Below are 20763 nucleotides of genomic sequence, written 5' to 3' on the forward strand. Positions count from 1 at the left end.
CGCTACAACTCCCGAAGCCGCACTCGGGCGGCCGGGAGAGAAGGCGGACCCACCATGCGTACTCCTCGCAAGGCAGCACCCCTGATCGCCATCTGCACCATCAGCCTCGCCGTCACCGCCGCCGTCGGCGGATGCAGCAGCTCCGGCGGCAAGAGCTCCGAGGACAGGTCCGGCAGCGGCAGCGGGCAGGGAGCCAAGGGCGTCTCCACACCCCGGATGAAGATCGCGATGATCACGCACTCGGGGGAGGGCGACACCTTCTGGGACATCGTCCAGAGCGGCGCGAAGCAGGCGGCGGCCAAGGACAACGTCGAGTTCCTGTACTCCGCGAACAAGGAGGGCAAGGAGCAGGCCCAGCTCGTCCAGGCCGCCATCGACCAGAAGGTCGACGGGATCGTCGTCACTCTCGCCAAACCGGAAGCCGTGGCGGACGTCGTCGCCAAGGCCGTGAAGGCAGGCATCCCCGTCGTCACCATCAACTCGGGCGCGCAGTTCTCCAAGGGCGTCGGCGCGATCAGCCATATCGGGCAGGACGAGAAGGTCGCCGGCGAGGCCGTCGGTGAGGAGCTCAACAAGCGGGGCCGCAAGAAGGCCCTCTGCGTCATCCACGAACAGGGCAATGTGTCGCTGGAGGAGCGCTGTGCCGGGGTGAAGAAGACCTTCAAGGGGAGCGTCGAGAACCTCGGCATCGAAGGCACCAACATGCCCGCCTCCACGTCCTCCATCGAGGCGAAGCTCCAGGCCGACCACGGCATCGACACGGTCGTCACCCTCGGCGCGCCGTTCGCCGCCGCCTCCGTCAAGGCCAAGGAGGGCTCCGGCTCCACGGCCGAGGTCGACACGTTCGATCTCAACGCCGAGGTCGTCAAGCGGCTGAAGGCCTCCGAGGTCGGCTTCGCCGTCGACCAGCAGCCCTACCTCCAGGGCTATCTCGCCGTCGACGAACTGTGGCTCGACAGGACGAACGGAAACGTCATCGGCGGCGGAAAGCCCGTGCTCACCGGCCCGGCGATCGTCACCGCCGCCGACGTGCCGCAGCTGGAGAAGTACACCGCGCGCGGTACCCGGTGACCCGCGTGCGGACCGCCGTGCCCACTCCGTGCCGGCACACACGGCCCGCCCCTGCCGGGCGGCGCCGAGTCGGGCTCGGGGATACTTGGCCAGCACGACCGGTCGGTAACACCCCCGGTCGGCACCAAGCAGCACAGCGAGCAGCACAAGAAGGGCACCACGTCGTGGCAAGGGTTCGGACAGGGGTACGTGCGATGGGCGCCGTGCTTGCGGCGGTGCTCGGGGCCTCCCTCGTGGGATGCAGCAGCACCGGTGGCAAGCGGGCGGAGGAGCGCGCGGCCCAGGCCGCCGCCGAAGGCCGGTCCGCGGTGAACACACCCCGCTGGACCTTCGCCATGGTCACGCACTCGGGCGACGGCGACACCTTCTGGGACATCGTCCAGAACGGTGCGAAGCAGGCCGCCGTCAAGGACAACATCAAGTTCCTGTACTCGCACAGCGACGAGGCGCAGCAGCAGGCCCAGCTCGTCCAGGCCGCCATCGACCAGAAGGTCGACGGGCTGATCGTCACGCTCGCCAAGCCCGACGCGTTGAAGGATGTCGTCGCCAAGGCGACCCGGGCCGGGATACCGGTGATCACGGTGAACTCGGGCTCCGCGGAGTCCAAGGCGTTCGGCGCGCTCACCCACATCGGCCAGGACGAGTCCATCGCGGGCGAGGCCGTCGGTGACGAGCTCAACGCGCGCGGCCGCAAGAAGGCCCTGTGCATCCTGCACGAGCAGGGCAACATCGGGCACGAGCAGCGCTGCGCCGGGGCGAAGAAGACCTTTGACGGACAGATGCAGAACCTGTACGTCGAGGGAACCAACATGCCCGACGTCCAGGCGTCCATCGAGGCGAAGCTCCAGGCCGACAAGAGCATCGACGCGGTCGTCACCCTCGGTGCGCCGTTCGCCGACGCCGCTGTGAAGGCGAAGCAGACCGCAGGGTCGACGGCCGAGATCGACACCTTCGACCTGAACGCCAAGGTCGCCGCCGGACTTCAGGACAAGACCCTGGGCTTCGCCGTGGACCAGCAGCCCTACCTCCAGGGGTACGAGGCCGTCGACCTGCTCTGGCTCTACCGCTACAACCGCAATGCGCTCGGCGGCGGCCGCCCCGTCCTCACCGGCCCGCAGATCATCACCTCGAAGGACGCCGCCGAGCTGGCGGAGTACACGAAGCGGGGGACCCGATGACCACGACGGAGCAACCACCCGCCCCGTCCGGGGCCGACGAGCGGCTGCTGCGCACCTCACCGCTGCGCAGGCTCCTGGGCCGCCCCGAACTCGGATCGGTCGTCGGCGCCGCGGCCGTCTTCCTCTTCTTCTCGATCGTCGCCGACAGCTTCCTGCGCGCGTCCAGCCTGGGCACGGTGCTGTACGCGGCGTCCACCATCGGGATCATGGCGGCGCCGGTCGCCCTGTTGATGATCGGCGGCGAGTTCGACCTCTCCGCCGGTGTGCTGGTCACCAGCTCCGCGCTGGTCTCGTCGATGTTCAGCTATCAGATGACGGCCAACGTCTGGGTCGGCGTCTTCGTGTCGCTGCTGGTGACCCTGGCCATCGGCGCGTTCAACGGGCTCATGCTGACCCGCACCAAACTGCCGAGCTTCATCATCACGCTCGGCACGTTCCTGATGCTGACCGGTCTCAACCTGGGCTTCACCAAGCTGATCAGCGGCACCGTGTCGACGAAGTCCATCGGCGACATGGAGGGCTTCAGCTCGGCCCGCAAGGTCTTCGCCTCGGAGTGGACCGTCGGCGGGGTCGAGTTCAAGGTGACCATCCTGTGGTGGGCGGTGCTGGTGGCGATCGCCACCGGAATCCTGCTCCGTACCCGCTTCGGGAACTGGATCTTCGCGGTCGGCGGCGAGGCCGACGCGGCCCGCGCGGTCGGCGTCCCGGTGATCCGTACCAAGGTCGGGCTGTACCTCGGGGTCGCCTTCGCCGCCTGGGTCTCCGGGCAGCATCTGCTGTTCTCGTACGACGTGGTGCAGTCCGGTGAGGGCGTCGGCAACGAGCTGACGTACATCATCGCGGCCGTCATCGGTGGCTGCCTGATCACCGGAGGTTACGGCTCCGCCATCGGCTCGGCGGTCGGCGCGTTCATCTTCGGCATGACCAGCAAGGGCATCGTCTACGCGGAGTGGAACCCGGACTGGTTCAAGTTCTTCCTCGGAGCCATGCTGCTCCTGGCCACCCTGCTCAACGCATGGGTACGCAAGCGCGCGGAGGCGACGAAATGACGACCCCGGCCCCCCCGGCGCTGATCGAGCTGGACCACGTCAGCAAGTTCTACGGCAACATCAAGGCGCTCCAGGACGTCTCGCTGGTGGTCCACGCGGGCGAGATCTCCTGCGTACTGGGCGATAACGGCGCGGGCAAGTCCACCCTCATCAAGATCATCGCGGGTCTGCACCGGCACGACGCCGGCACGTTCCTCATCGACGGTGAGGAGACCACGCTCGCCAATCCGCGCGACGCCCTCGACCGGGGCATCGCCACGGTCTACCAGGATCTGGCCGTCGTCCCGTTGATGCCCGTCTGGCGGAACTTCTTCCTCGGCTCCGAGCCGACGACGGGTGTCGGCCCGTTCAAGAGGCTCGACGTCCGGCAGATGCGCGAGACCACCCGCTCGGAACTGCTGCGCATGGGCATCGACCTGCGCGACGTCGACCAGCCGATCGGCACCCTGTCCGGCGGCGAGCGCCAGTGCGTCGCCATCGCCCGCGCCGTCTACTTCGGTGCCAAGGTGCTCGTCCTGGACGAGCCCACCGCGGCGCTCGGCGTCAAGCAGTCCGGGGTCGTGCTCAAGTACGTCGCGGCCGCTCGGGACGCCGGACTCGGCGTGGTTCTCATCACGCACAACCCGCACCATGCGTATCTGGTCGGTGACCGGTTCGTGCTGCTCAAGCGAGGTGCCATGTCCGGCAGCCACGCCAAGAACGGCATCACGCTGGACGAGCTGACCCGCCAGATGGCGGGCGGCAGCGAGCTCGATGAGCTCAGCCACGAGCTGCGGCGGGCCACGTCACCGGGGCGCCCGTACACCGACGACACTCCTTAGACCGACCGGCACATGGGGGCGGCGTCGCGGACCCGGTCCGCCCGCCCGGAGCCCCGGCAGTGGCAGAATCGAGCCTGACGGGCGCCGTCCGTCGCCGGGAGCACCACTACCCGGCCCCCCGACCCCGCAGGGACGATGAGCACGTACCGCGACTTCACACACCGCGGCTCCGCCCGCGCCACCGTCCTGCGGACCGTCGGCACCCGTGAGCGGCGCTCGCACCTCACCGCGCCCCGAGTGCCCACCGTCGGCATCGACATCGGGGGTACGAAGGTGATGGCCGGCGTCGTCGACGCCGACGGCAACATCCTGGAGCAGCTGCGCACCGAGACGCCCGACAAGTCCAAGAGCCCCAAGGTCGTCGAGGACACCATCGTCGAGCTGGTCCTCGATCTCTCCGACCGGCACGATGTGCACGCCGTCGGCATCGGCGCGGCGGGCTGGGTCGACGCGGACCGCTCCAGGGTGCTGTTCGCCCCGCACCTCGCCTGGCGCGACGAACCCCTCAGGGACGCCCTCGCCTCCCGCCTCGTCGTCCCCGTCATGGTCGACAACGACGCGAACACCGCCGCCTGGGCGGAATGGCGCTTCGGCGCCGGGCGCGGCGAGGACCATCTGGTCATGATCACGCTCGGCACCGGGATTGGCGGCGCGATCCTGGAGGACGGTCAGGTCAAGCGCGGCAAGTACGGCGTCGCCGGTGAGTTCGGCCACATGCAGGTGGTGCCCGGCGGGCACCGCTGCCCCTGCGGGAACCGCGGCTGCTGGGAGCAGTACAGCTCCGGCAACGCCCTGGTCCGCGAGGCCCGGGAGCTGGCCGCCGCGGACTCCCCGGTCGCCCACGGCATCATCGAGCGCGTCAAGGGGAACATCCCCGAGATCACCGGGCCGCTCATCACCGAACTGGCCCGGGAGGGCGATGCGATGTGCATCGAGCTCCTCCAGGACATCGGCCAGTGGCTCGGCGTCGGCCTCGCCAATCTGGCCGCCGCGCTCGACCCCTCCTGCTTCGTCATCGGCGGCGGTGTGAGCGCCGCGGACGATCTGCTGATCGGCCCCGCCAGGGACGCCTTCAAACGCCATCTCACCGGCCGCGGCTACCGCCCCGAGGCCCGGATCGCCAAGGCGCAGCTCGGCCCGGAGGCAGGCATGGTCGGCGCCGCCGACCTGGCCCGGCTGGTCGCGCGGAGGTTCCGCCGTACCAACCGCCGTCGCGTCGAGCGGTACGAGCGGTACGCGCAGATCTACGACCAGGCCGCGAGCACCATCCGCTCCACGCGCAACACCCGCACCTCCTAGGGATTCCCAGAACATGACCACAGCCGAGCACCCCGTTGTGCCGCGCCAGCCCTCGCCACCCGGCGAGGACGGCGGCAGGCCCCCGCAGGACCGGCGTCGGATGATCCGCCGGCGCCTGATCACGGCGACCATCATCGTGCTGCTGATCGGCGTCCCGGCCGGCTATCTGCTGATCTCCGCAGAGCAGAGCCGCAGCTCCGGCCAGGACAAGGCGGCCGAGGCCGCCGCACAGGGGATGCGCGAGGGCTGGCCGTCCCGGACGCAGCGAAGGATCTTCGAACTGCCGATTCCCGGCAACGCCGTGGACGTCCAGTACTACGAGACCAACAACTGGAAGGCCAGCCGGATGTACGTGCAGTTCCGCACGTCGTCCGCCGGGCTCGACCGGTTCCTGAGCCGTCTCGGCAGCGGTCGCGCCGCCCTGCAGGACGGCGAGGTCACCGTCAGCGCCCGCGACGCCAAGATCGCTGGCTGGTACTTCGGCCCCGGCACCGACTGGGCGGGCACCACGCACACCAACAAGGACCCGCGTCCCACCCAGAGCATCACCGTCGACATGACCGATCCGGCATCCCCTGTCGTATATGTAGTGTCCGCGGCCACCCCCTGACCGGAGGCCTACAAGGCGCCCTCAGCCCTCGAACGCCTGGTGCTGGAGGGCGATTTCCCGCTTGAGGATCTTGCCCGTGGCTCCCTTGGGGAGCCCGTTGGCGAACGTGACGATCCGTGGGTACTTGTAGGCAGCCACCCGCTCTTTGACGTAGTTGCGCAGCTGATCGGCCGTGGTCCGTGCACCATCCCGGAGTGTTACTACGGCGGCTACCTCCTCCCCGTGCACCTGGTGAGGCACGCCGACCACTGCCGCCTCGGCGACGGCAGGGTGTTCGTAGAGCACCTCCTCGATCTCGCGCGGGTAGACGTTGTATCCGCCGCGGATGATGAGGTCTTTCTTCCGGTCGACGATGAAGTAGTAGCCTTCTTCGTCGACTCGGGCGAGATCACCGCTGTGGAACCACCCGTCCCGGATGGCTTCCGTGCTCGCGCCGGGACGGTTCCAGTAGCCCTTCATGATGTTCTCGCCGCGGATCACGATCTCACCGACTTCGCCCGGTCCGGCCGTGGTGCCGTCGTCCGCGACGAGCCTCAGTTCGACCCCGCGGATGGGCAGCCCGATCGAGCCGGCCTTGCGTGGCCGGTCCGGAGGATTGAATGAGGCGACCGGAGAAGTCTCCGAGAGTCCGTAGCCCTCCAGCACGGTGACGCCGAAATCCCGCTCGAAGCCGTGGAGTACTTCGACCGGCAAGGAAGCGCCGCCGGAAACGGCCAGGTGTAGCCGTGAGAGGTCATAGCCGTCGGGGATCCCTGCGTGGAGCAGGGCTGTGTACATCGTGGGGACGCCCAGAAAGACGGTGGCCCCATCCCGGTGAATGATCTCCAGCGCCTTCGTCGGCTCGAATCGCGGCAGCAGAGTCAGGGTGGCGCCCGCAGCGACGGCTGTGTTGAGGGCGCAGGTCTGCCCGAACGCGTGGAACAGTGGCAGGCCGCCGAACAGTACGTCGTCCGGCCCGACGTGGAGCAGCGTCTCGACCGTGGTGGCCGCGTTGGTCATCAGGTTGCGGTGGGTCAGTTCGGCGCCCTTCGGGGTCCCTGTTGTGCCCGAGGTGTAGAGGATCACGGCGGTGTCGTCCTCTGCCCGGTCGACGATCTCGGGCATGGGTTCGGTGGCCTGCACCAGGATGTCGAATGCCGCTGGGTCTGTGACCAGGCATACGGCCCCGACCTCTGCGGCGGCCGTTGTGACCTCGTCCGCGAACAGCGGGAACGTCACCACGATGCGGGATCCGGAATCCCGGAGGGTGAATTCTATTTCACGGGCTTTCAACAGTGGGTTCATCGGCACCACTACGGCGCCTGCGCGGAGGATGCCGTAGTACGCGATGGGGAAGTAGGTGACGTTGGGCATGACCAACGCCACGCGATCGCCCGGCCGGATGCCCTTGGCCTGCAACAGGGTGGCGACCCGGGCACTTGCATCGTTCAGTTGGGCATAGGTGAGGACGATCTCGTCCTGGCGAATGGCGATGCGGCCGCCATCGGCCCAGGCGGATTCCGCCAGGAGTGAGGCGAGGTTGTTCATTCGGCTTCCCCTTCGATTGGAGTAGGTAGCGGTCACCTATGGCTGCGGGAGCAGCAGAACATTCCTCCCGGGGTTATTGATCTGCATAGGATTCCGTGCCACTTTTCCAGGGGGCTGGTCAATGGTTGGAGTATTTGCCATGGTGTTCTCCGCGGGAATTCCGGTCGGCCTGGACGTCGAATCCGGGAGGCGAGCTCCATCGGAGTGGTGCAACGCTAGGTCACGGCCTGGCGCATCGCTTTACTTGACGTGACACCTTACTTACCATTTGGGGACAGAGCCTTGGAGTGCGCCCTTGAAGCCACTGGTCCGCAACGCAGCGCTGAACAGCTACGTCGAGCTCAGCCAGTCCCTCGGCATCGACCCGCGGGCGCTGATGAAGAGCGTGGGTCTGGACCCCGTGGGCCTCGCGGTCCAGGACAGATGGATCTCTGGCGTGGCCGTGACCCAGCTGCTTGAACTCTCGGCGGCGGCCTCGCACCGCGAGGACTTCGGCCTGCTCCTCGCTGAGCGCCGCCGCTTCGCCAATCTCGGCCCCATCAGCTTGGTCATCCGCGAGGAGCCCGATGTTCGCAGCGCACTCGGGTTACTTATGCGATATGACTACATGTACAACGAAATGCTCCGTAGCCGACTCTCCGAGGCACGTGGCCTGACTACCCTCAAGGTGGGCCTGGAGTTGGGTGGGGCAATGGAAGCCCGGCAGGCCACGGAGCTGGCCGTGGGCGCCTTCCATGGAGTTCTCCGCACTTTCCTCGGTGCTCGGTGGCAGCCGGACTCCGTGTGTTTCACGCACAGCGCTCCCAAGGATCTCGGTACCCACCGGCACATCTTCGGTCCGGTAGTGGAATTCGACCAGGAATTCACCGGGATCGTTTTCTGCACAAGCGACCTCAACACTCCCAATACGATGTCGGACCCGCTGCTCCGGAACTACGCGCGACAGTATTTCGAGTCCATCGCAGTCTCGAGGGACACGACCGTACGGGACCGCGTGCGCGAGTTGATCGAAGTCCTGCTGCCGAGCGGGCGCTGTTCGATCGAGCAGGTCGCATCCAGCCTCGGCGTCGACCGGAGAACCGTCCACCGCTACCTGGCGGGTTCGGGTGAGACGTTCTCCTCTCTCCTCAACGCGACGCGTACCGAGCTCGCGGAGCAGCTCGTGGCGAACCCGCGCCGCTCGTTGACGGAGATCTCCGGGCTGCTGGGATTCTCCGGACCGAGCGGCTTCTCACGCTGGTTCCGTGAGCAGTTCGGCAGCAGCCCGAGGGAGTGGCGCCTCGGGAGGGCCAGGCAGCAGCACTCCGGCGAGGAGTGATCACCGGCGATCAAGAGCCGGAGGTCGGAGCGCCCCGCCGCCTCGCCCTGGGCCTTCCTTGACCGGGGGACGCCGACAGGGGCAAAGCCTGTCCCCAACTGATAAGTCACTTGTCACCCAGGGGCAAGCGTGGCGCGTAACCGGCCCTTAACGTTGCATTACCGCAGGGGACACCGACGGCCCCACAAGGACGAGCAGGAACCCTGCTGCAGCCGCGTGCTCCTTCCGGAGCCGCTGATCGTATCTGAGCCGCCCAACGGGCCTGGGACCCCGGTCTGCGAGCTCACTCCGCCCCTCGCCATGCCCTTCAGGCACCGCATGGCGGACAGCGATGCGCGCGGCGAGTGAAGACCCGTCCGACAAAGGAGATGGACCGTGCACTTCCTCGACGACTCCCTGTATCCGGAGAACCAGGAGAAGTTGGTGATCCAGGCGGCCCCTTACGGGCCGGAGTGGCTGCCCGGTGACGCCGACGACCTTCCGCTCACCATGGATGAGCACGTGCAGGCGGCGGTCGACTGTTACAACGCCGGCGCCACGGTGCTGCACATTCACGTGCGCGAGCTGGACGGTCACGGCTCCAAGCGCATGTCCATGTTCAACGAGCTGATGGCCCGGCTGCGTGAAGCCGTGCCGGACATGGTCCTCCAGATCGGTGGATCGATCTCCTTCGCCCCCGAGGACGAGGGCTCCGATGCCAAGTGGCTGAGCTACGACACTCGCCACATGCTGGCAGAGATCACCCCCAGGCCGGACCAGGTGACGATCGCGATCAACACCAACCAGATGAACATCGTCGAGCTCTTCGACGACGAGGACATCGACGGCACCTCGATGGCCAAGCCGGCGTACTACAAGGCCTACCGGGACATGGTGGTCGAGGCAGGACCGGACTTCTACCTGGAGCACCTCGAGCGGCTCCGCGTCAACGGCATCCAGCCGCACTTCCAACTCGCCAACACGGCACAGCTGGAGACCGTGGAGCGGCTTATCCGCAAGGGCATCTACAGCGGGCCGCTCGTGCTCAACTACGTTGCCATCGGCGGCGGGTTCGCCGGCCGGCATCCGGCCGACCTGATCGAGTTCATCCGACGCGTCCCGGACGGCGCTGTGCTCACCATCGAGGCCTCCATGCGCGCGGTGGCGCCGATGAACGCGATCGGCATCGCCCTGGGCACGCACGTGCGGGTGGGCAACGAGGACAATCTGTGGCGGCGCAAGGGCGAGCGGATGTCCTCCGTGAAGCAGGTCGAGCAGATGGTTCAGGTCGCCGATGCGCTCGGCCGTGAGATCGCCACCGGGCAGGAGGCGAAGAAGATCTACAAGATCGGCGAATGGTACGCGGACGCGGACGAGACCCTGGCCCAGCTCGGCATGGTGCCCAACCGCCGCCCCGGGCGGCGCGGCTTCATGCTGCGCGACGTCAAGAGCTGACCCACCCCCACCAGAGGCGGTCCCGGGGCCGATCCTGCATCCGCCCCAGCTGATCCGGGTCGGCCCGCGACCGCCGTACCCACATACGAGCAGACGGAGCAACTTGTGGCACACGCCATTCGCTTCCATGAGACCGGCGGCCCCGATGTCATGCGGTGGGAGGAGGTCACCGTCGGCGACCCTGGCCCGGGCGAAGTAAGGATCCGGCACGTCGCCGTCGGACTCAACTTCGCCGACACCTATTTCCGCTCCGGTCTGTACCCGGCTCCGCTGCCTGCGGGGCTCGGTGTCGAGGCCTCCGGTGTGGTCGAGGCTGTGGGCGAGGGGGTGACGCATGTCGCCGAGGGCGACAGCGTCACCTACACCGGCAGTCCGCTGGGCGCCTACAGCACCGAGCGGGTCATGCCCGCCGGGTCGCTGATCAAGCTGCCGGACGGGATCAGCTGCGAGACCGCCGCCGCGATGACCATGCGCGGCCTCACCTCCGCCTATCTGATGCGCCGGATCCATCCGCTGAAGGCCGGCGACACCGTACTGCTCCATGCGGCGGCGGGGGGCGTCGGCCTGATCGTCTGCCAGTGGGCGAAGCTGCTCGGAATCACCGTGATCGGCACAGTCTCCAGCGAGGAGAAGGCCGAGGTCGCCCGCGCGCACGGCTGCGAACACATCATCTACTACCGGCGCGAAGACGTGGCCGAGCGGGTGCGAGAGCTGACTGCAGGCGCCGGAGTTCCCGTCGTCTTCGACAGCATCGGCAAGGACACCGTCGCCGGATCCATGGCCTCGCTGCAGCGCCGCGGTCTGCTGGTGTGCTTCGGCACGGCCTCCGGTGTGCCGCCCCTCGACGCCATGCAACTCGCCATCCACGGCTCGCTGTTCGTGACCCGGCCCGCGCTGGCCGACTACATCGCCGAACCCGCCGAGCGGGACGCCCTGGCGGGCGAGCTGTTCGGGCATGTCGCGTCCGGACGTATCAAGATCCAGATCAATCAGCGCTACTCCCTCCAGGACGCGGTACAGGCACACCGCGATCTGGAAGCGGGACGGACCACGGGATCTTCCGTTTTCGTCCTCTGAACACTCCGTGCCGCGCACCTTCGAAAACGCCGTGCCTCGCACATCACCCCAGGAGTGAGCCATGCCCCGGACAGTCCACCCGAAGGAAGCCACGCCCGCCCTGGTGCGCCCGGGCGTTCTCCGTACATCGATCAAGGTTGAGCCGCTGACCTGCACCATCGGCGCCGAGCTCTTCGGAGTGAACCTCGGCGACGCCTCGCGCGACGACGACCTGTTCGCCGAGTTCAGGGAACTGCTGCTGAAGTACAAGGTCCTTTTCCTGCGGGACCAGGACATCACGCGCGCCGAGCACGTCGCCATCGCCTCGCGCTTCGGCCCGCTGGAGGACCACCCTGTTGCCGGCAGCGATCCGGACTACCCGGGGCTGGTCCGCATTTACAAGGACCTGGACAGCAAGCCCGAGCACTACGAGAACGCGCTCCACTGCGACGGGACCTGGCGCGAGTGCCCGCCCATGGGGGCCGTGCTGCGCTGTGTGGAAACGCCCGAGGTCGGCGGAGACACGGTCTGGGTCAACATGGCCGAGGCCTACCGCAGGCTGCCGGAGCACATCAAGACGCAGATCGCGGGTCTGCGCGCGCGGCACAGCATCGAGGCGACTTTCGGCGCCGTCATGCCCATGGAACAGCGCCACCAGCTGAAGGCCCGGTACTCGGACCCCGAGCACCCGGTGGTGCGCGCCCACCCGGAGACCGGCGAGCAGATCCTCTTCGTCAACGCTTTCACCACGCACTTCGTCAACTTCCATACGCCCGAGAACGTGCGCTTCGGCCAGGACCACGCGCCCGGGGCGAACAACCTCCTGAACTACCTGATCAGCCAGGCGGCCGTCCCCGAGTACCAGGTGCGCTGGCGCTGGCAGAAGAACAGCTTCGCCGTCTGGGACAACCGCTCCACACAGCACTACGCCGTCCAGGACTACTGGCCCGCCGTCCGCAAGATGGAGCGCGCCGGAATCGTCGGCGACAGGCCCTTCTGAGCCCTGACCAGAGACGAGAAGGTGACGCCCATGGGAGTTCACACTGCCGGCACGATCGTGCCGGGCACGTCTCACGCCCTGCCGGCTGTATCTCGCGGTTATGCCCGGCTGGTGTTCGCATTGAGCTTTGCGCTCCTGCTGATCGACTACATGTCGCGGCAGGTCCTCAACGCGGTCTTTCCTCTGCTGAAGGCGGAGTGGCAGCTTGCCGATGCCCAGTTGGGTTCTCTCAGCGGCATCGTGGCCTTGATGGTGGGTGTGCTCACCTTCCCCCTGTCGCTCCTGGCGGACCGCTGGGGCCGGGTCAAGAGCCTGGTCATCGCCGCGACAGTGTGGAGTCTGGCGACGCTGGGCTGCGCCGTTGCCGCGAGCTACGGCCAGATGTTCCTGGGGCGGTTCATGGTCGGTGTCGGCGAGGCGGCCTACGGGAGTGTCGGCATCGCGGTGGTTCTCAGCATCTTTCCCGTCACCCTGCGGGCCACACTCTCCGGCGCGTTCATCGCGGGAGGCGCCTTCGGATCTGTGCTGGGCGTCTCGATCGGTGGCGTCGTCGCCCAGCAACTCGGCTGGCGATGGGCGTTCGGCGTCATGGGGGTCGCCGGACTGGTCATGGCCGCGATCTACGGCATGGTGGTCACGGAAAAGAGACTGGGTTCAGGTGCCGGCGGCAGCAGCGGCGCATCCGGCGAACGGGCCCCGGTCCGGACCTTGCTGCCGCGGCTGTTCTCCTCGGTCTCCGTGATCTGCGCCTACATCGGTAGCGGGCTGCAGATGTTCATTGCGATGGCTCTGCTCGCCTGGATGCCCAGCTTCCTCAACCGCTATTACGCCATGCCTCCGGCGAAGGCCGGCGTGATTGCCGGGGCCTTCGCATTGATCACAGGGATAGGCATGATCCTCTGCGGGTTCGTCACCGACCGCCTCAGCCGGAGGATCGGCGCCCGGAAGTGGACCGTCGCGATCATCTGCAGTCTCGGGTCGTTCGTGCTGCTGACGGCCGGATTCCACCTGCCGGTCGGCCCGCCGCAACTGTTGCTGATCGGCGCCGGGACCCTGCTGTCCAACGCCACGGCCGGTCCGGCGGCCGCCATGGTGGCGAATTTGACCCCAGCCGCTGTCGCGGCGACGGCCATGGCCACGCTCACCCTGGCCAACAGCCTGCTCGGGCTTGCCCCGGGGCCCGCGGTGACGGGCATGCTCGCGGACCGCATGGGCCTGCTCGGCGCACTGCAGCTGGTCCCCTGTGTCGCGGTCCTGAGCGGCGCGGCCTTCGTCATCGGCAAGCTCCGCTACGAGAACGATCTACGCCGCTTGGGGCTTCTTCCCGCCGTGACTCTCACGAACCCGGAGCTGTCGTCATGAGTCTCACCGTATCGCCGACGGTCGTCATCGTCCCCGGACTGCGCGATCACATGCCGGACCACTGGCAGACCATCCTGACCAAGAAGATCGCCAAGGCCGTTACCGTTCCGCCGTTGACGAGGGGCAGGTTGAGCTGCAGCGTTCAGGTCGCCGCCCTGAACGAAGTACTGTCGGACATCTCCGGGCCGGTCGTCGTGGTCGCCCACAGCGCCGGAGTGATGACCACCGTGCACTGGGCACAACGACACCGGCGTCCGGTCAAGGGCGCGCTGCTGGCGGCACCGCCGGACTTCGGCACGCCGCTGCCCGAGGGCTACCCGACTCCGGAGGCCCTGCGTGAAAACGGCTGGTTGCCTGCGCCGCGGACAACCCTGCCTTTCCCCAGCATCGTCGCGGCGAGCACGAACGACCCCCTGGCCGATTTCAGTCGCGTCGCCGATCTCGCCCGGGCATGGGGGAGCAGTCTCGTGGATCTCGGCCCGGTCGGACACCTCAACCCTGCATCCGGCTACGGCGAATGGCCTCGGGCGGAAGAGTTCATCCGCGAGCTCAGCTGAGGTCTGGCTGACGTGTCCGTCTGACGTCCGGCCGCGCTCTCCTCGCTCCTCCTGCCCGCTCTCCTGGGTGGGAGGAGCCGTGCGCCCACTCCAGGGGGGCATGTCGCAGATGTGAGCGCCGAGGGTGCCATCACCCATCCTGGGCGGGCGTAACGGTCGATTGCGTGATGTGCGCCGTGACGTACTCAGCGGAACGGTGACCGCCGGACGGACAGGATCGCGACGTCGTCGTGCTGGCCGCCCTCTCCGGCGAACGCGCGCGCGTCGTCGTAGAGGGCGTGCGGCAGGTCGGTGGGGGAGAGAGATACACGCTCGGTGAGGCGTTCGGTGACGGGGTAGAACGTGCCGTCGGCGTCGCGGGTCTCGGTGAGCCCATCGGTGGTCAGCAGCAGCGTCGCGCCGGGTGGGAAGGTGAACCAGTCGACGGTCGCGGGTTCGGCGGCGAGCTCGGCGAGACCGAGGGGGACGCCGGAGCCGAGGGCCGGCGTGATGACGGTGGTGTTGTGCAGCAACTGGGGCGGAATGTGTCCGCAGTTGATGACTTGTACCTCGTCGTGCGCGTCGATGTTGATGACGAGCGCTGTGACGAACCGTTCGTCGTCGCCGGTCTGTGCGGCGTAGGAGTTGTGCCGTACGACAGAGGCATCGAGGGCATCGACGAGCGCGGTCAGGGTGGGCTCCCGGTGGGCTGCCTCACGGAAGGCGCCGATGACGGCGAACGCGGCGCCGACCGCGGGCAGGCCCTTGCCCTGGACATCGCCGATCAGAACCCTGGTTCCCCACGGAGAGACGACGACGTCGTAGATGTCGCCGCCGACGAGCCGGTCCTCCTGTACGGGCTCGTACACGCCGTCGACCAGGACGTCGTCGGTGAGCAGAGGCAGAGGGCGCAGGATGTGGCGCTGCATTGCAGCAGCGGTGGAGCGCAGCCGCAGCATCTCGTGCTCGCGGCGGATACGGCGGTGGCAGGCGTAGACGGAGGCCGCGCCCAGGGCGAGAGTGAGCAGCATCATGAGGATCCTGTCGAGCCACGACCGCCCGTCACCGTGCCGGACCAGCACGGTGACGGTGACCACAAGCGTGGTCCATGCAGACACGAACTTCGTCTGGCGTACGGTGCACAGCGCGGACGCCGTCCCCGGCAGGAATACAAGGAGTCCGAGAAGCCACACCGGGGACTCGGACAGGGCACCGAGGAGCAGCACCAGGAAGGTCACTGACGCCACGCGGATCATTACTTCGGCGTTGCGCGGTGGTTCGATGGTCTCGAAGGGACGCGCGAGTGTCTTCGGACGCTTATGGGGCACGGGACCTCCCGGGCAGGTGGTGTACTCCGCGTACGTTAGGCAGGCCCCGGCCGTGGGTGAGCAGCGCCCCGCCGGACGATGTCCCGTGTGCGGTGACCAGCACTACGTGCAAGGTGTGTGTGGCCCGTGCACTCCTTCGACCCGGTCGCCTTCGATGTCGCTGGGTGCGGACGGGCCCGGGATCCGGGTCAGCGTTGCGAGGTGTCTCACACCCGGGAGGCCGGTCCGGGTGTCCCAGGTGACGTGCACAACAGGCGGCAGCCACTGGCGACATCCTGACAGTGGGATACGGTACGGCCGGGAAGAACCTGCTCGGTCCACCCGAGCTGCGCCAAGGTCCAGACACGGCGGCCGCCCGAGGGGGAGCTGGATGCTGCAGGCATTGGGATTGGGACCGGCTGAAGAAGCCATCTACACCGCACTGCTGGCCCGCCCGACAGCCTCTGCGCAGGACCTCGCCCGGCAGACCGGACTCGAGAAGGCCGAGACCACCCGCGTCTTGCTTGACCTGACGACACGTGGTCTGGTGGCGGTCGCGAGCGAGGCCGGGAGCGGGACACCTGACTCGGCTGGCTGTGGGGCCGGCCGCCGGCCCGCCCGCTACCGGCTCACACCCCCCTCAGTGGCTCTGGCCCCGTTCCTGGTCGAACAGCGCAACGCACTGCACCGGGCCGAGACCGCGTTCTCGATGCTGACCGAGCAGTACCGCAGTACCGCCGCACACCCTGCGGGCAGCGTCGTGGAGGTGGTCGTCGGCGTGGAGCAGGTCGCACACCGGTTCCACCAACTGCAGCGCGGCGCCCAGCGGGAGTTGCTGGTCTTCCTAGTCGGCGCGCCCATCGCGGTGCCGCGCGAGGACGCCGACGTGTCGGAGAGTTCTGCGCTGGACCGCGGAGTCGACTTCCGCGTCGTGGCTGCCAAGGCCTATCTCGACGGTCCCGGCATGGCGCAGGACGCACGGGCGGGCATCACGGCGGGCATCGAGCTTCGCGTCGTCGACTCGCTGCCGCTGAAGATGGTCGTGTCGGACCAGGAGCGCGCCATGGTGCCGCTGGACATGGCGGACTCCGGCGGCGAGCCGAGCGCGATCGTGGTGCACCGCAGTGGCCTGCTGACGGCCCTGGTCCATCTGTTCGAGAAGGAATGGTCCCAGGCCCGGCCGCTGTACACCACCGCCACGGGTGTGCGTGCGGAGCCGGCAGGCGATCAGCAGCCAACCGAGGAGGAGCTGGAGGTTCTCGCTCTGCTGCTGGCAGGGATCTCCGACCGGCGGGCGGCCTCCCAACTCGGCCTGTCCATACGTACCCTGGAGCGGCGGACACGCCGTCTGATGGATCTGGCCGGAGCGGATTCGCGCCTGCAGCTCGGATGGCACGCCGCACGTGCGGGCTGGCTTTGACCTCCTCCTCGGCCTGAGTGCCGGGGAGTCTCCGTCTCTTGACGGTCGCCGTCCCGGACCGGGATCGCCGTCCCAACCGGGCGTGCCCCACGGTCAGGTCCGAAGTCCCACCGAGCCGTTGGAAGTGACCGCGTGACGGAAATCCGCCATGCGGGAAACCCGTCACGCCTGGCATCCCCACTCAATCCACAGGTCTGACAGGCTGCAGCCGCAGTTTGGCATATGTTCATGGCTCACATAGGGAGATTCATGCGTTCCATAACGCGTATGGCCTTGGGCACGGCGACCGCCGCCGTCCTGGCCGTCACCGCGGTCACGCCTTCCGGGGCTGCGGATACGCCGCCTGACGGTGCCTCGGGGAAGAGGCCCATCATCGGCAGCGGGACTACGGCAACAGGCGGCAAGCAGGCGACGGTCACGCTCGTCACCGGCGACAAGGTGCAGGTGACCACGGACACGTCGGGTCACAGCTCTGCGGCCGTGCTGCCCCGCGAGGACGGCACGCAGCCGCTGGTCCAGACGTATCAGATGGGCAAGGACCTCTACGTCTACCCCGAAGACGCCTCCCAGGCGATCGCCGAGGGCAAGGTCGACGAGCAGCTGTTTAACGTCACTGGACTCATCCGCCAGGGATACGACGACACCCATACCGACACGCTGCCGCTCATTGCCACCTACCAGAACAGCGTGAACGTTGCCGACAGCGCACCGGCGGCCCCTCGCGGGGCCGAGCGGGGCCTGAGCCTCCCGGCCGTGGACGGCGTCGCGCTCAAGGCCGGCAAGGACACTGCCGCCACCTTCTGGCAGGATGTCACCAACCCCCGCTCACGTTCTGCCTCCACGCTGAAGAAGCTGTGGCTGGACGGCAAGGTCGAGGCCACCTTGGACCGGTCCACCGCGCAGGCGCACGCGCCGGAGGCCTGGGCGGCAGGCTACGACGGCAAGGGCACCAAGGTCGCCGTGCTGGACACGGGTGTGGACGCCGAGCACCCGGACCTGGTGAGCCGGGTCGCCGGTGCCAAGAACTTCACGGATTCCAAGACCACCGACGACCGGCAGGGCCACGGCACCCACACCGCCTCCACGGTCGGCGGGTCCGGTGCGGCCAGTGACGGCCGCAAGAAGGGCGTCGCCCCCGGCTCCTCCCTGCTGATCGGCAAGGTCCTCAGCGACCGCGGCTACGGTCTGGACTCGTGGATCATCGCGGGTATGCAGTGGGCCGTCGACCAGCAGGCCGATGTCGTCTCCATGAGCCTCGGCAGCTCCGCGATCGGCGACTGCAACGACCCGCTGTCCCAGGCCACGCAGCAGCTGTCGCAGAACAAGCACACTCTGTTCGTCATCGCCGCCGGCAATATGGGCTCGGGCGCCGAGACCGTCTCCTCGCCGGGCTGCGTGCCCGGCGTGCTGACCGTCGGCGCCGTCGACCGCGATGACACCACCGCGTGGTTCTCCAGCCGCGGTCCGGTGGCCGTCACCCACACCCTCAAGCCCGAGATCGCCGCCCCCGGCGTCGGCATCTCCGCGGCGAACGCGGGCGGCCGCGGCGTCTACGCCTACCAGACGATGTCCGGCACCTCCATGGCGACCCCGCATGTCGCGGGCGCCGCGGCCATCGTCCGCCAGGCGCACCCGGACTGGACCGCGCAGCAGGTCAAGGAAGCCCTGGTCTCCTCCGCCCGTACCGGCGGCAAGGTCGCCGGCGCCGATGAGACCGGGGCCGGTGTCCTCGACGTGTTCGGCGCGGTGAACCAGAAGGTGCTCTCCGCCCCCGCCGTCCAGGCCGGCAGCTACAACTGGCCGCAGGACGCCTCGGACCGCACCACGGTGCAGGTGCCCTTCACCAACACCAGCGGCAGCGACCTGACCCTGAGTCTGAAGGTCAGTGGAGTGCACGGCAACGACGGCAGCGACGTCAACTCCGGCATCATCAAGCTGGAGCAGGGCAAGGTGACCGTCCCCGCGGGGGCCACCGCTCAGGTGCCGCTGCGGATCGACCCCACCGCCCGCCTCAAGGCCGACCAGTACGGCGCTGTCACCGGCCGGATCCTGGCCACCGGCGGCGATGTGCACGTCTCCGTGCCCGTCGCCCTCTACGTGCAGCCGGAGACGGTCACCGTCCGGGTCAAGGTCATCGACCGCAATGGCAAGCCCGCGACCGGTGTCTCCTCCCTGGACCTCGTCAGCCTCGACATCGACAAGGGCGAGCGCCGCAACAACGCGGGCGCGACCGAGCAGACGTACAAGGTGCGCCCGGGCGACTACGCCCTCAGCAGCTTCGTGGCGAGCTACGGAGCGAACAATGCGGCCGAATCGATCAGCTACCTCGCGAAGCCGCAGCTGCGGATCACCCATGACACCACCGTCGTCCTCGACGCGCGCAAGGCCCACCAGCTGAGCCTGCACACCGAACGCCCCTCGACGGTGAACAACACCACGTTCAGCTACGCCCGCACCTGGGACGACACCTGGCAGCTGAGCGGATCGGTCATGGCCGGCAACGCCGTCCAGAAGTTCTACGCAGACGTCGACGGACGTGCCAAGAACGGCACCTTCGAGTTCCGGCCGACCTGGCGCGCGACCGGTTCCGAGGGCGGCTCGCCCTACGTCTACAACCTGTCGTTCCCGACCGAGGGTCCCCTGCAGTCCGACCAGGTGTACCAGCCCGAGGACTCCAAGCTGGCCCAGGTTACCGAAACGTGGAACGCCCTGGGCAAGGAGGCCGACTACATCGACGCGATGTTCATCCGCCCCTCCGGGAGCAGCGGCAACTACGTCCCCGTGAGCCCGTTCGGCCAGGTCCACGTGCCCGCCACCCGCACCGCCTACTACACGACCGGCGACGACGCCTGGTACCACGGCGCGATGACCAGCTTCCCGTTCGCCGCGTTCATGAGCGACCAGGAGCGCACCTACCGGGCCGGAGAGCGGCGTGCCGAGGAGTGGTACGGCGGCCCCCTGCGGCCGGCCGCGGCGCGTGACGCCGACGGCAAGCTGATGCTGGCCGCCGAGCGGCAGGGCGACCTGATCGGCTTCCAGAACGCGCTCTGGGTCGACGGCTCCGGCGACCACTGGTCCTACGGCGGGTCGTTCGGTGACCTCGGCAACCTGGTGCTCAAGCGCAACGGTGAGCAGATCGCTACCTGGGCCTGGCCCTACGGAGTGTTCAAGGTTCCGGACGAGGACTCCGCGTACGAGCTCACCCAGAACCTGGAGAAGATTCCGACCTCCGACCGGCCCTGGCTGCGCTCCACCGCCGTCACCACCACCTGGAGCTTCCGCTCCCACCGGGAGCCGGACGTCTACTCGCGCGGCCTGCCGATCCTTGCCCCGGCGTACGACGTGCCGGTGGACGGTATGAACACCCTGCCCGCGCAGAGCGGCATCCGGGTCGGCCTGTCGGTCGAGGGCCACGCCGGGTACACTCCGGCCGCGATCACGGCAGCCTCGCTGTCCTACTCCTACGACGGCGGCACCACCTGGACCCAGGCGCCGACCGAGCAGCAGGACGGCAAGTGGACGGCCGTCCTCGACCACACCGGCGCCGCCGGCAAGCAGGTCACGACGAAGGCCATCTTCACCGACGCCAATGGCAACGCGGTCACCCAGACCATCACCCGCGCCTACGACGTTCGGTAACCACACAGTTCGGCCGGGCGGTCCCCCGCAATGGGCGGCCCGCCCGGCCGGCCACCTTCGATGCCCCGCCGGCTTGCCCGAGGGTCCAGTGCAGGCCGATGGCTTCATCGCGGCGCATGCCGGTTCCGAGCAGCAG

At 68.2% G+C, this 20763-nt stretch carries 16 protein-coding genes and 1 pseudogene; 14 read left to right on the top strand and 3 right to left on the bottom strand.

The window, feature by feature from the left end; all coding sequences use genetic code 11:
* The first annotated feature begins 54 nt into the window (after window positions 1-54).
* The 6 genes from AB0N06_RS19125 to AB0N06_RS19150 all read left to right on the top strand — a co-directional run bounded on the left by AB0N06_RS19125 (window position 55) and on the right by AB0N06_RS19150 (window position 6028).
* Window positions 55-1071, top strand: coding sequence for a substrate-binding domain-containing protein (locus AB0N06_RS19125; RefSeq protein WP_366135853.1), 1017 nt, complete (start codon window positions 55-57; stop codon window positions 1069-1071).
* 194 nt (window positions 1072-1265) lie between these two features.
* Entirely contained in the window at window positions 1266-2249 is a 984-nt protein-coding gene (locus tag AB0N06_RS19130; RefSeq protein ID WP_366135854.1) for a sugar ABC transporter substrate-binding protein, read from the top strand.
* Window positions 2246-3298 carry an ABC transporter permease gene (locus AB0N06_RS19135; protein ID WP_358857340.1) on the top strand — a complete coding sequence of 351 codons (1053 nt, stop codon included), beginning with the start codon at window positions 2246-2248 and terminating at the stop codon, window positions 3296-3298. Before AB0N06_RS19130 ends, AB0N06_RS19135 begins: the two co-directional genes overlap by 4 nt.
* On the top strand, window positions 3265-4119 hold the full coding sequence (locus AB0N06_RS19140; protein WP_366135855.1) for an ATP-binding cassette domain-containing protein: 855 nt from the start codon (window positions 3265-3267) through the stop codon (window positions 4117-4119). The genes AB0N06_RS19135 and AB0N06_RS19140 overlap by 34 nt, the downstream gene beginning before the upstream one ends.
* Before the next feature lie 135 nt (window positions 4120-4254).
* Complete coding sequence (locus tag AB0N06_RS19145; protein WP_366135856.1) at window positions 4255-5418, top strand: ROK family glucokinase; 1164 nt, start codon at window positions 4255-4257, stop codon at window positions 5416-5418.
* Between the two features lie 13 nt (window positions 5419-5431).
* On the top strand, window positions 5432-6028 hold the full coding sequence (locus AB0N06_RS19150) for a hypothetical protein (protein WP_366135857.1): 597 nt from the start codon (window positions 5432-5434) through the stop codon (window positions 6026-6028).
* A 21-nt stretch (window positions 6029-6049) separates the two neighbouring features.
* On the opposite strand, the gene AB0N06_RS19155 is transcribed toward AB0N06_RS19150, so the two are convergent.
* Complete coding sequence (locus AB0N06_RS19155) at window positions 6050-7555, bottom strand: long-chain fatty acid--CoA ligase (protein ID WP_366135858.1); 1506 nt, start codon at window positions 7553-7555, stop codon at window positions 6050-6052.
* Window positions 7556-7850: 295 nt separating this feature from the next.
* On the opposite strand from AB0N06_RS19155, the gene AB0N06_RS19160 reads away from it, so the two are divergent.
* From AB0N06_RS19160 to AB0N06_RS19185, 6 genes are all read left to right on the top strand, one after another.
* The gene (locus AB0N06_RS19160; protein ID WP_366135859.1) at window positions 7851-8873 is read left to right on the top strand and encodes an AraC family transcriptional regulator; all 1023 of its coding nucleotides are present in this window, start codon (window positions 7851-7853) and stop codon (window positions 8871-8873) included.
* A 375-nt stretch (window positions 8874-9248) separates the two neighbouring features.
* Entirely contained in the window at window positions 9249-10307 is a 1059-nt protein-coding gene (locus AB0N06_RS19165; protein WP_366135860.1) for a 3-keto-5-aminohexanoate cleavage protein, read from the top strand.
* Window positions 10308-10412: 105 nt separating this feature from the next.
* A complete protein-coding gene (locus AB0N06_RS19170; protein WP_366135861.1) occupies window positions 10413-11384 on the top strand; it encodes a quinone oxidoreductase in 972 nt (323 codons plus the stop codon).
* 61 nt (window positions 11385-11445) lie between these two features.
* Window positions 11446-12363 (top strand): TauD/TfdA family dioxygenase, encoded by a 918-nt coding sequence (locus AB0N06_RS19175; RefSeq protein ID WP_366135862.1) that lies wholly within the window; start codon window positions 11446-11448, stop codon window positions 12361-12363.
* A gap of 30 nt (window positions 12364-12393) precedes the next feature.
* On the top strand, window positions 12394-13725 hold the full coding sequence (locus AB0N06_RS19180; RefSeq protein WP_366135863.1) for an MFS transporter: 1332 nt from the start codon (window positions 12394-12396) through the stop codon (window positions 13723-13725).
* Window positions 13722-14282: an alpha/beta fold hydrolase gene (locus AB0N06_RS19185; RefSeq protein WP_366135864.1), complete on the top strand. Its 561-nt coding sequence runs from the start codon at window positions 13722-13724 to the stop codon at window positions 14280-14282. The genes AB0N06_RS19180 and AB0N06_RS19185 overlap by 4 nt, the downstream gene beginning before the upstream one ends.
* 185 nt (window positions 14283-14467) lie before the next feature.
* Here the strand turns inward: AB0N06_RS19185 and AB0N06_RS19190 are convergent, their stop codons facing one another.
* On the bottom strand, window positions 14468-15589 hold the full coding sequence (locus tag AB0N06_RS19190; protein WP_366135865.1) for a PP2C family protein-serine/threonine phosphatase: 1122 nt from the start codon (window positions 15587-15589) through the stop codon (window positions 14468-14470).
* A 94-nt stretch (window positions 15590-15683) separates the two neighbouring features.
* Window positions 15684-15781 (bottom strand): annotated as a pseudogene (locus AB0N06_RS19195) (LUD domain-containing protein); the annotation flags it as partial.
* A 178-nt stretch (window positions 15782-15959) separates the two neighbouring features.
* Here AB0N06_RS19195 and AB0N06_RS19200 point away from each other — a divergent pair.
* Window positions 15960-16988: a helix-turn-helix domain-containing protein gene (locus tag AB0N06_RS19200; RefSeq protein WP_366135866.1), complete on the top strand. Its 1029-nt coding sequence runs from the start codon at window positions 15960-15962 to the stop codon at window positions 16986-16988.
* Between the two features lie 249 nt (window positions 16989-17237).
* Entirely contained in the window at window positions 17238-20627 is a 3390-nt protein-coding gene (locus AB0N06_RS19205) for a S8 family serine peptidase (protein ID WP_366135867.1), read from the top strand.
* The last annotated feature ends 136 nt before the right edge of the window (window positions 20628-20763 follow it).

Source organism: Streptomyces sp. NPDC051020, assembly GCF_040683105.1.
Classification (GTDB): Bacteria; Actinomycetota; Actinomycetes; order Streptomycetales; family Streptomycetaceae; genus Streptomyces.

Coding starts and splice junctions, on each gene's coding strand:
- AB0N06_RS19125 (WP_366135853.1), top strand. CDS start 55: ATGCGTACTCCTCGCAAGGCAGCACCCCTGATCGCCATCTGCACCATC.
- AB0N06_RS19130 (WP_366135854.1), top strand. CDS start 1,266: ATGGGCGCCGTGCTTGCGGCGGTGCTCGGGGCCTCCCTCGTGGGATGC.
- AB0N06_RS19135 (WP_358857340.1), top strand. CDS start 2,246: ATGACCACGACGGAGCAACCACCCGCCCCGTCCGGGGCCGACGAGCGG.
- AB0N06_RS19140 (WP_366135855.1), top strand. CDS start 3,265: ATGGGTACGCAAGCGCGCGGAGGCGACGAAATGACGACCCCGGCCCCC.
- AB0N06_RS19145 (WP_366135856.1), top strand. CDS start 4,255: ATGAGCACGTACCGCGACTTCACACACCGCGGCTCCGCCCGCGCCACC.
- AB0N06_RS19150 (WP_366135857.1), top strand. CDS start 5,432: ATGACCACAGCCGAGCACCCCGTTGTGCCGCGCCAGCCCTCGCCACCC.
- AB0N06_RS19155 (WP_366135858.1), bottom strand. CDS start 7,555: ATGAACAACCTCGCCTCACTCCTGGCGGAATCCGCCTGGGCCGATGGC.
- AB0N06_RS19175 (WP_366135862.1), top strand. CDS start 11,446: ATGCCCCGGACAGTCCACCCGAAGGAAGCCACGCCCGCCCTGGTGCGC.
- AB0N06_RS19180 (WP_366135863.1), top strand. CDS start 12,394: ATGGGAGTTCACACTGCCGGCACGATCGTGCCGGGCACGTCTCACGCC.
- AB0N06_RS19185 (WP_366135864.1), top strand. CDS start 13,722: ATGAGTCTCACCGTATCGCCGACGGTCGTCATCGTCCCCGGACTGCGC.
- AB0N06_RS19200 (WP_366135866.1), top strand. CDS start 15,960: ATGCTGCAGGCATTGGGATTGGGACCGGCTGAAGAAGCCATCTACACC.
- AB0N06_RS19205 (WP_366135867.1), top strand. CDS start 17,238: ATGCGTTCCATAACGCGTATGGCCTTGGGCACGGCGACCGCCGCCGTC.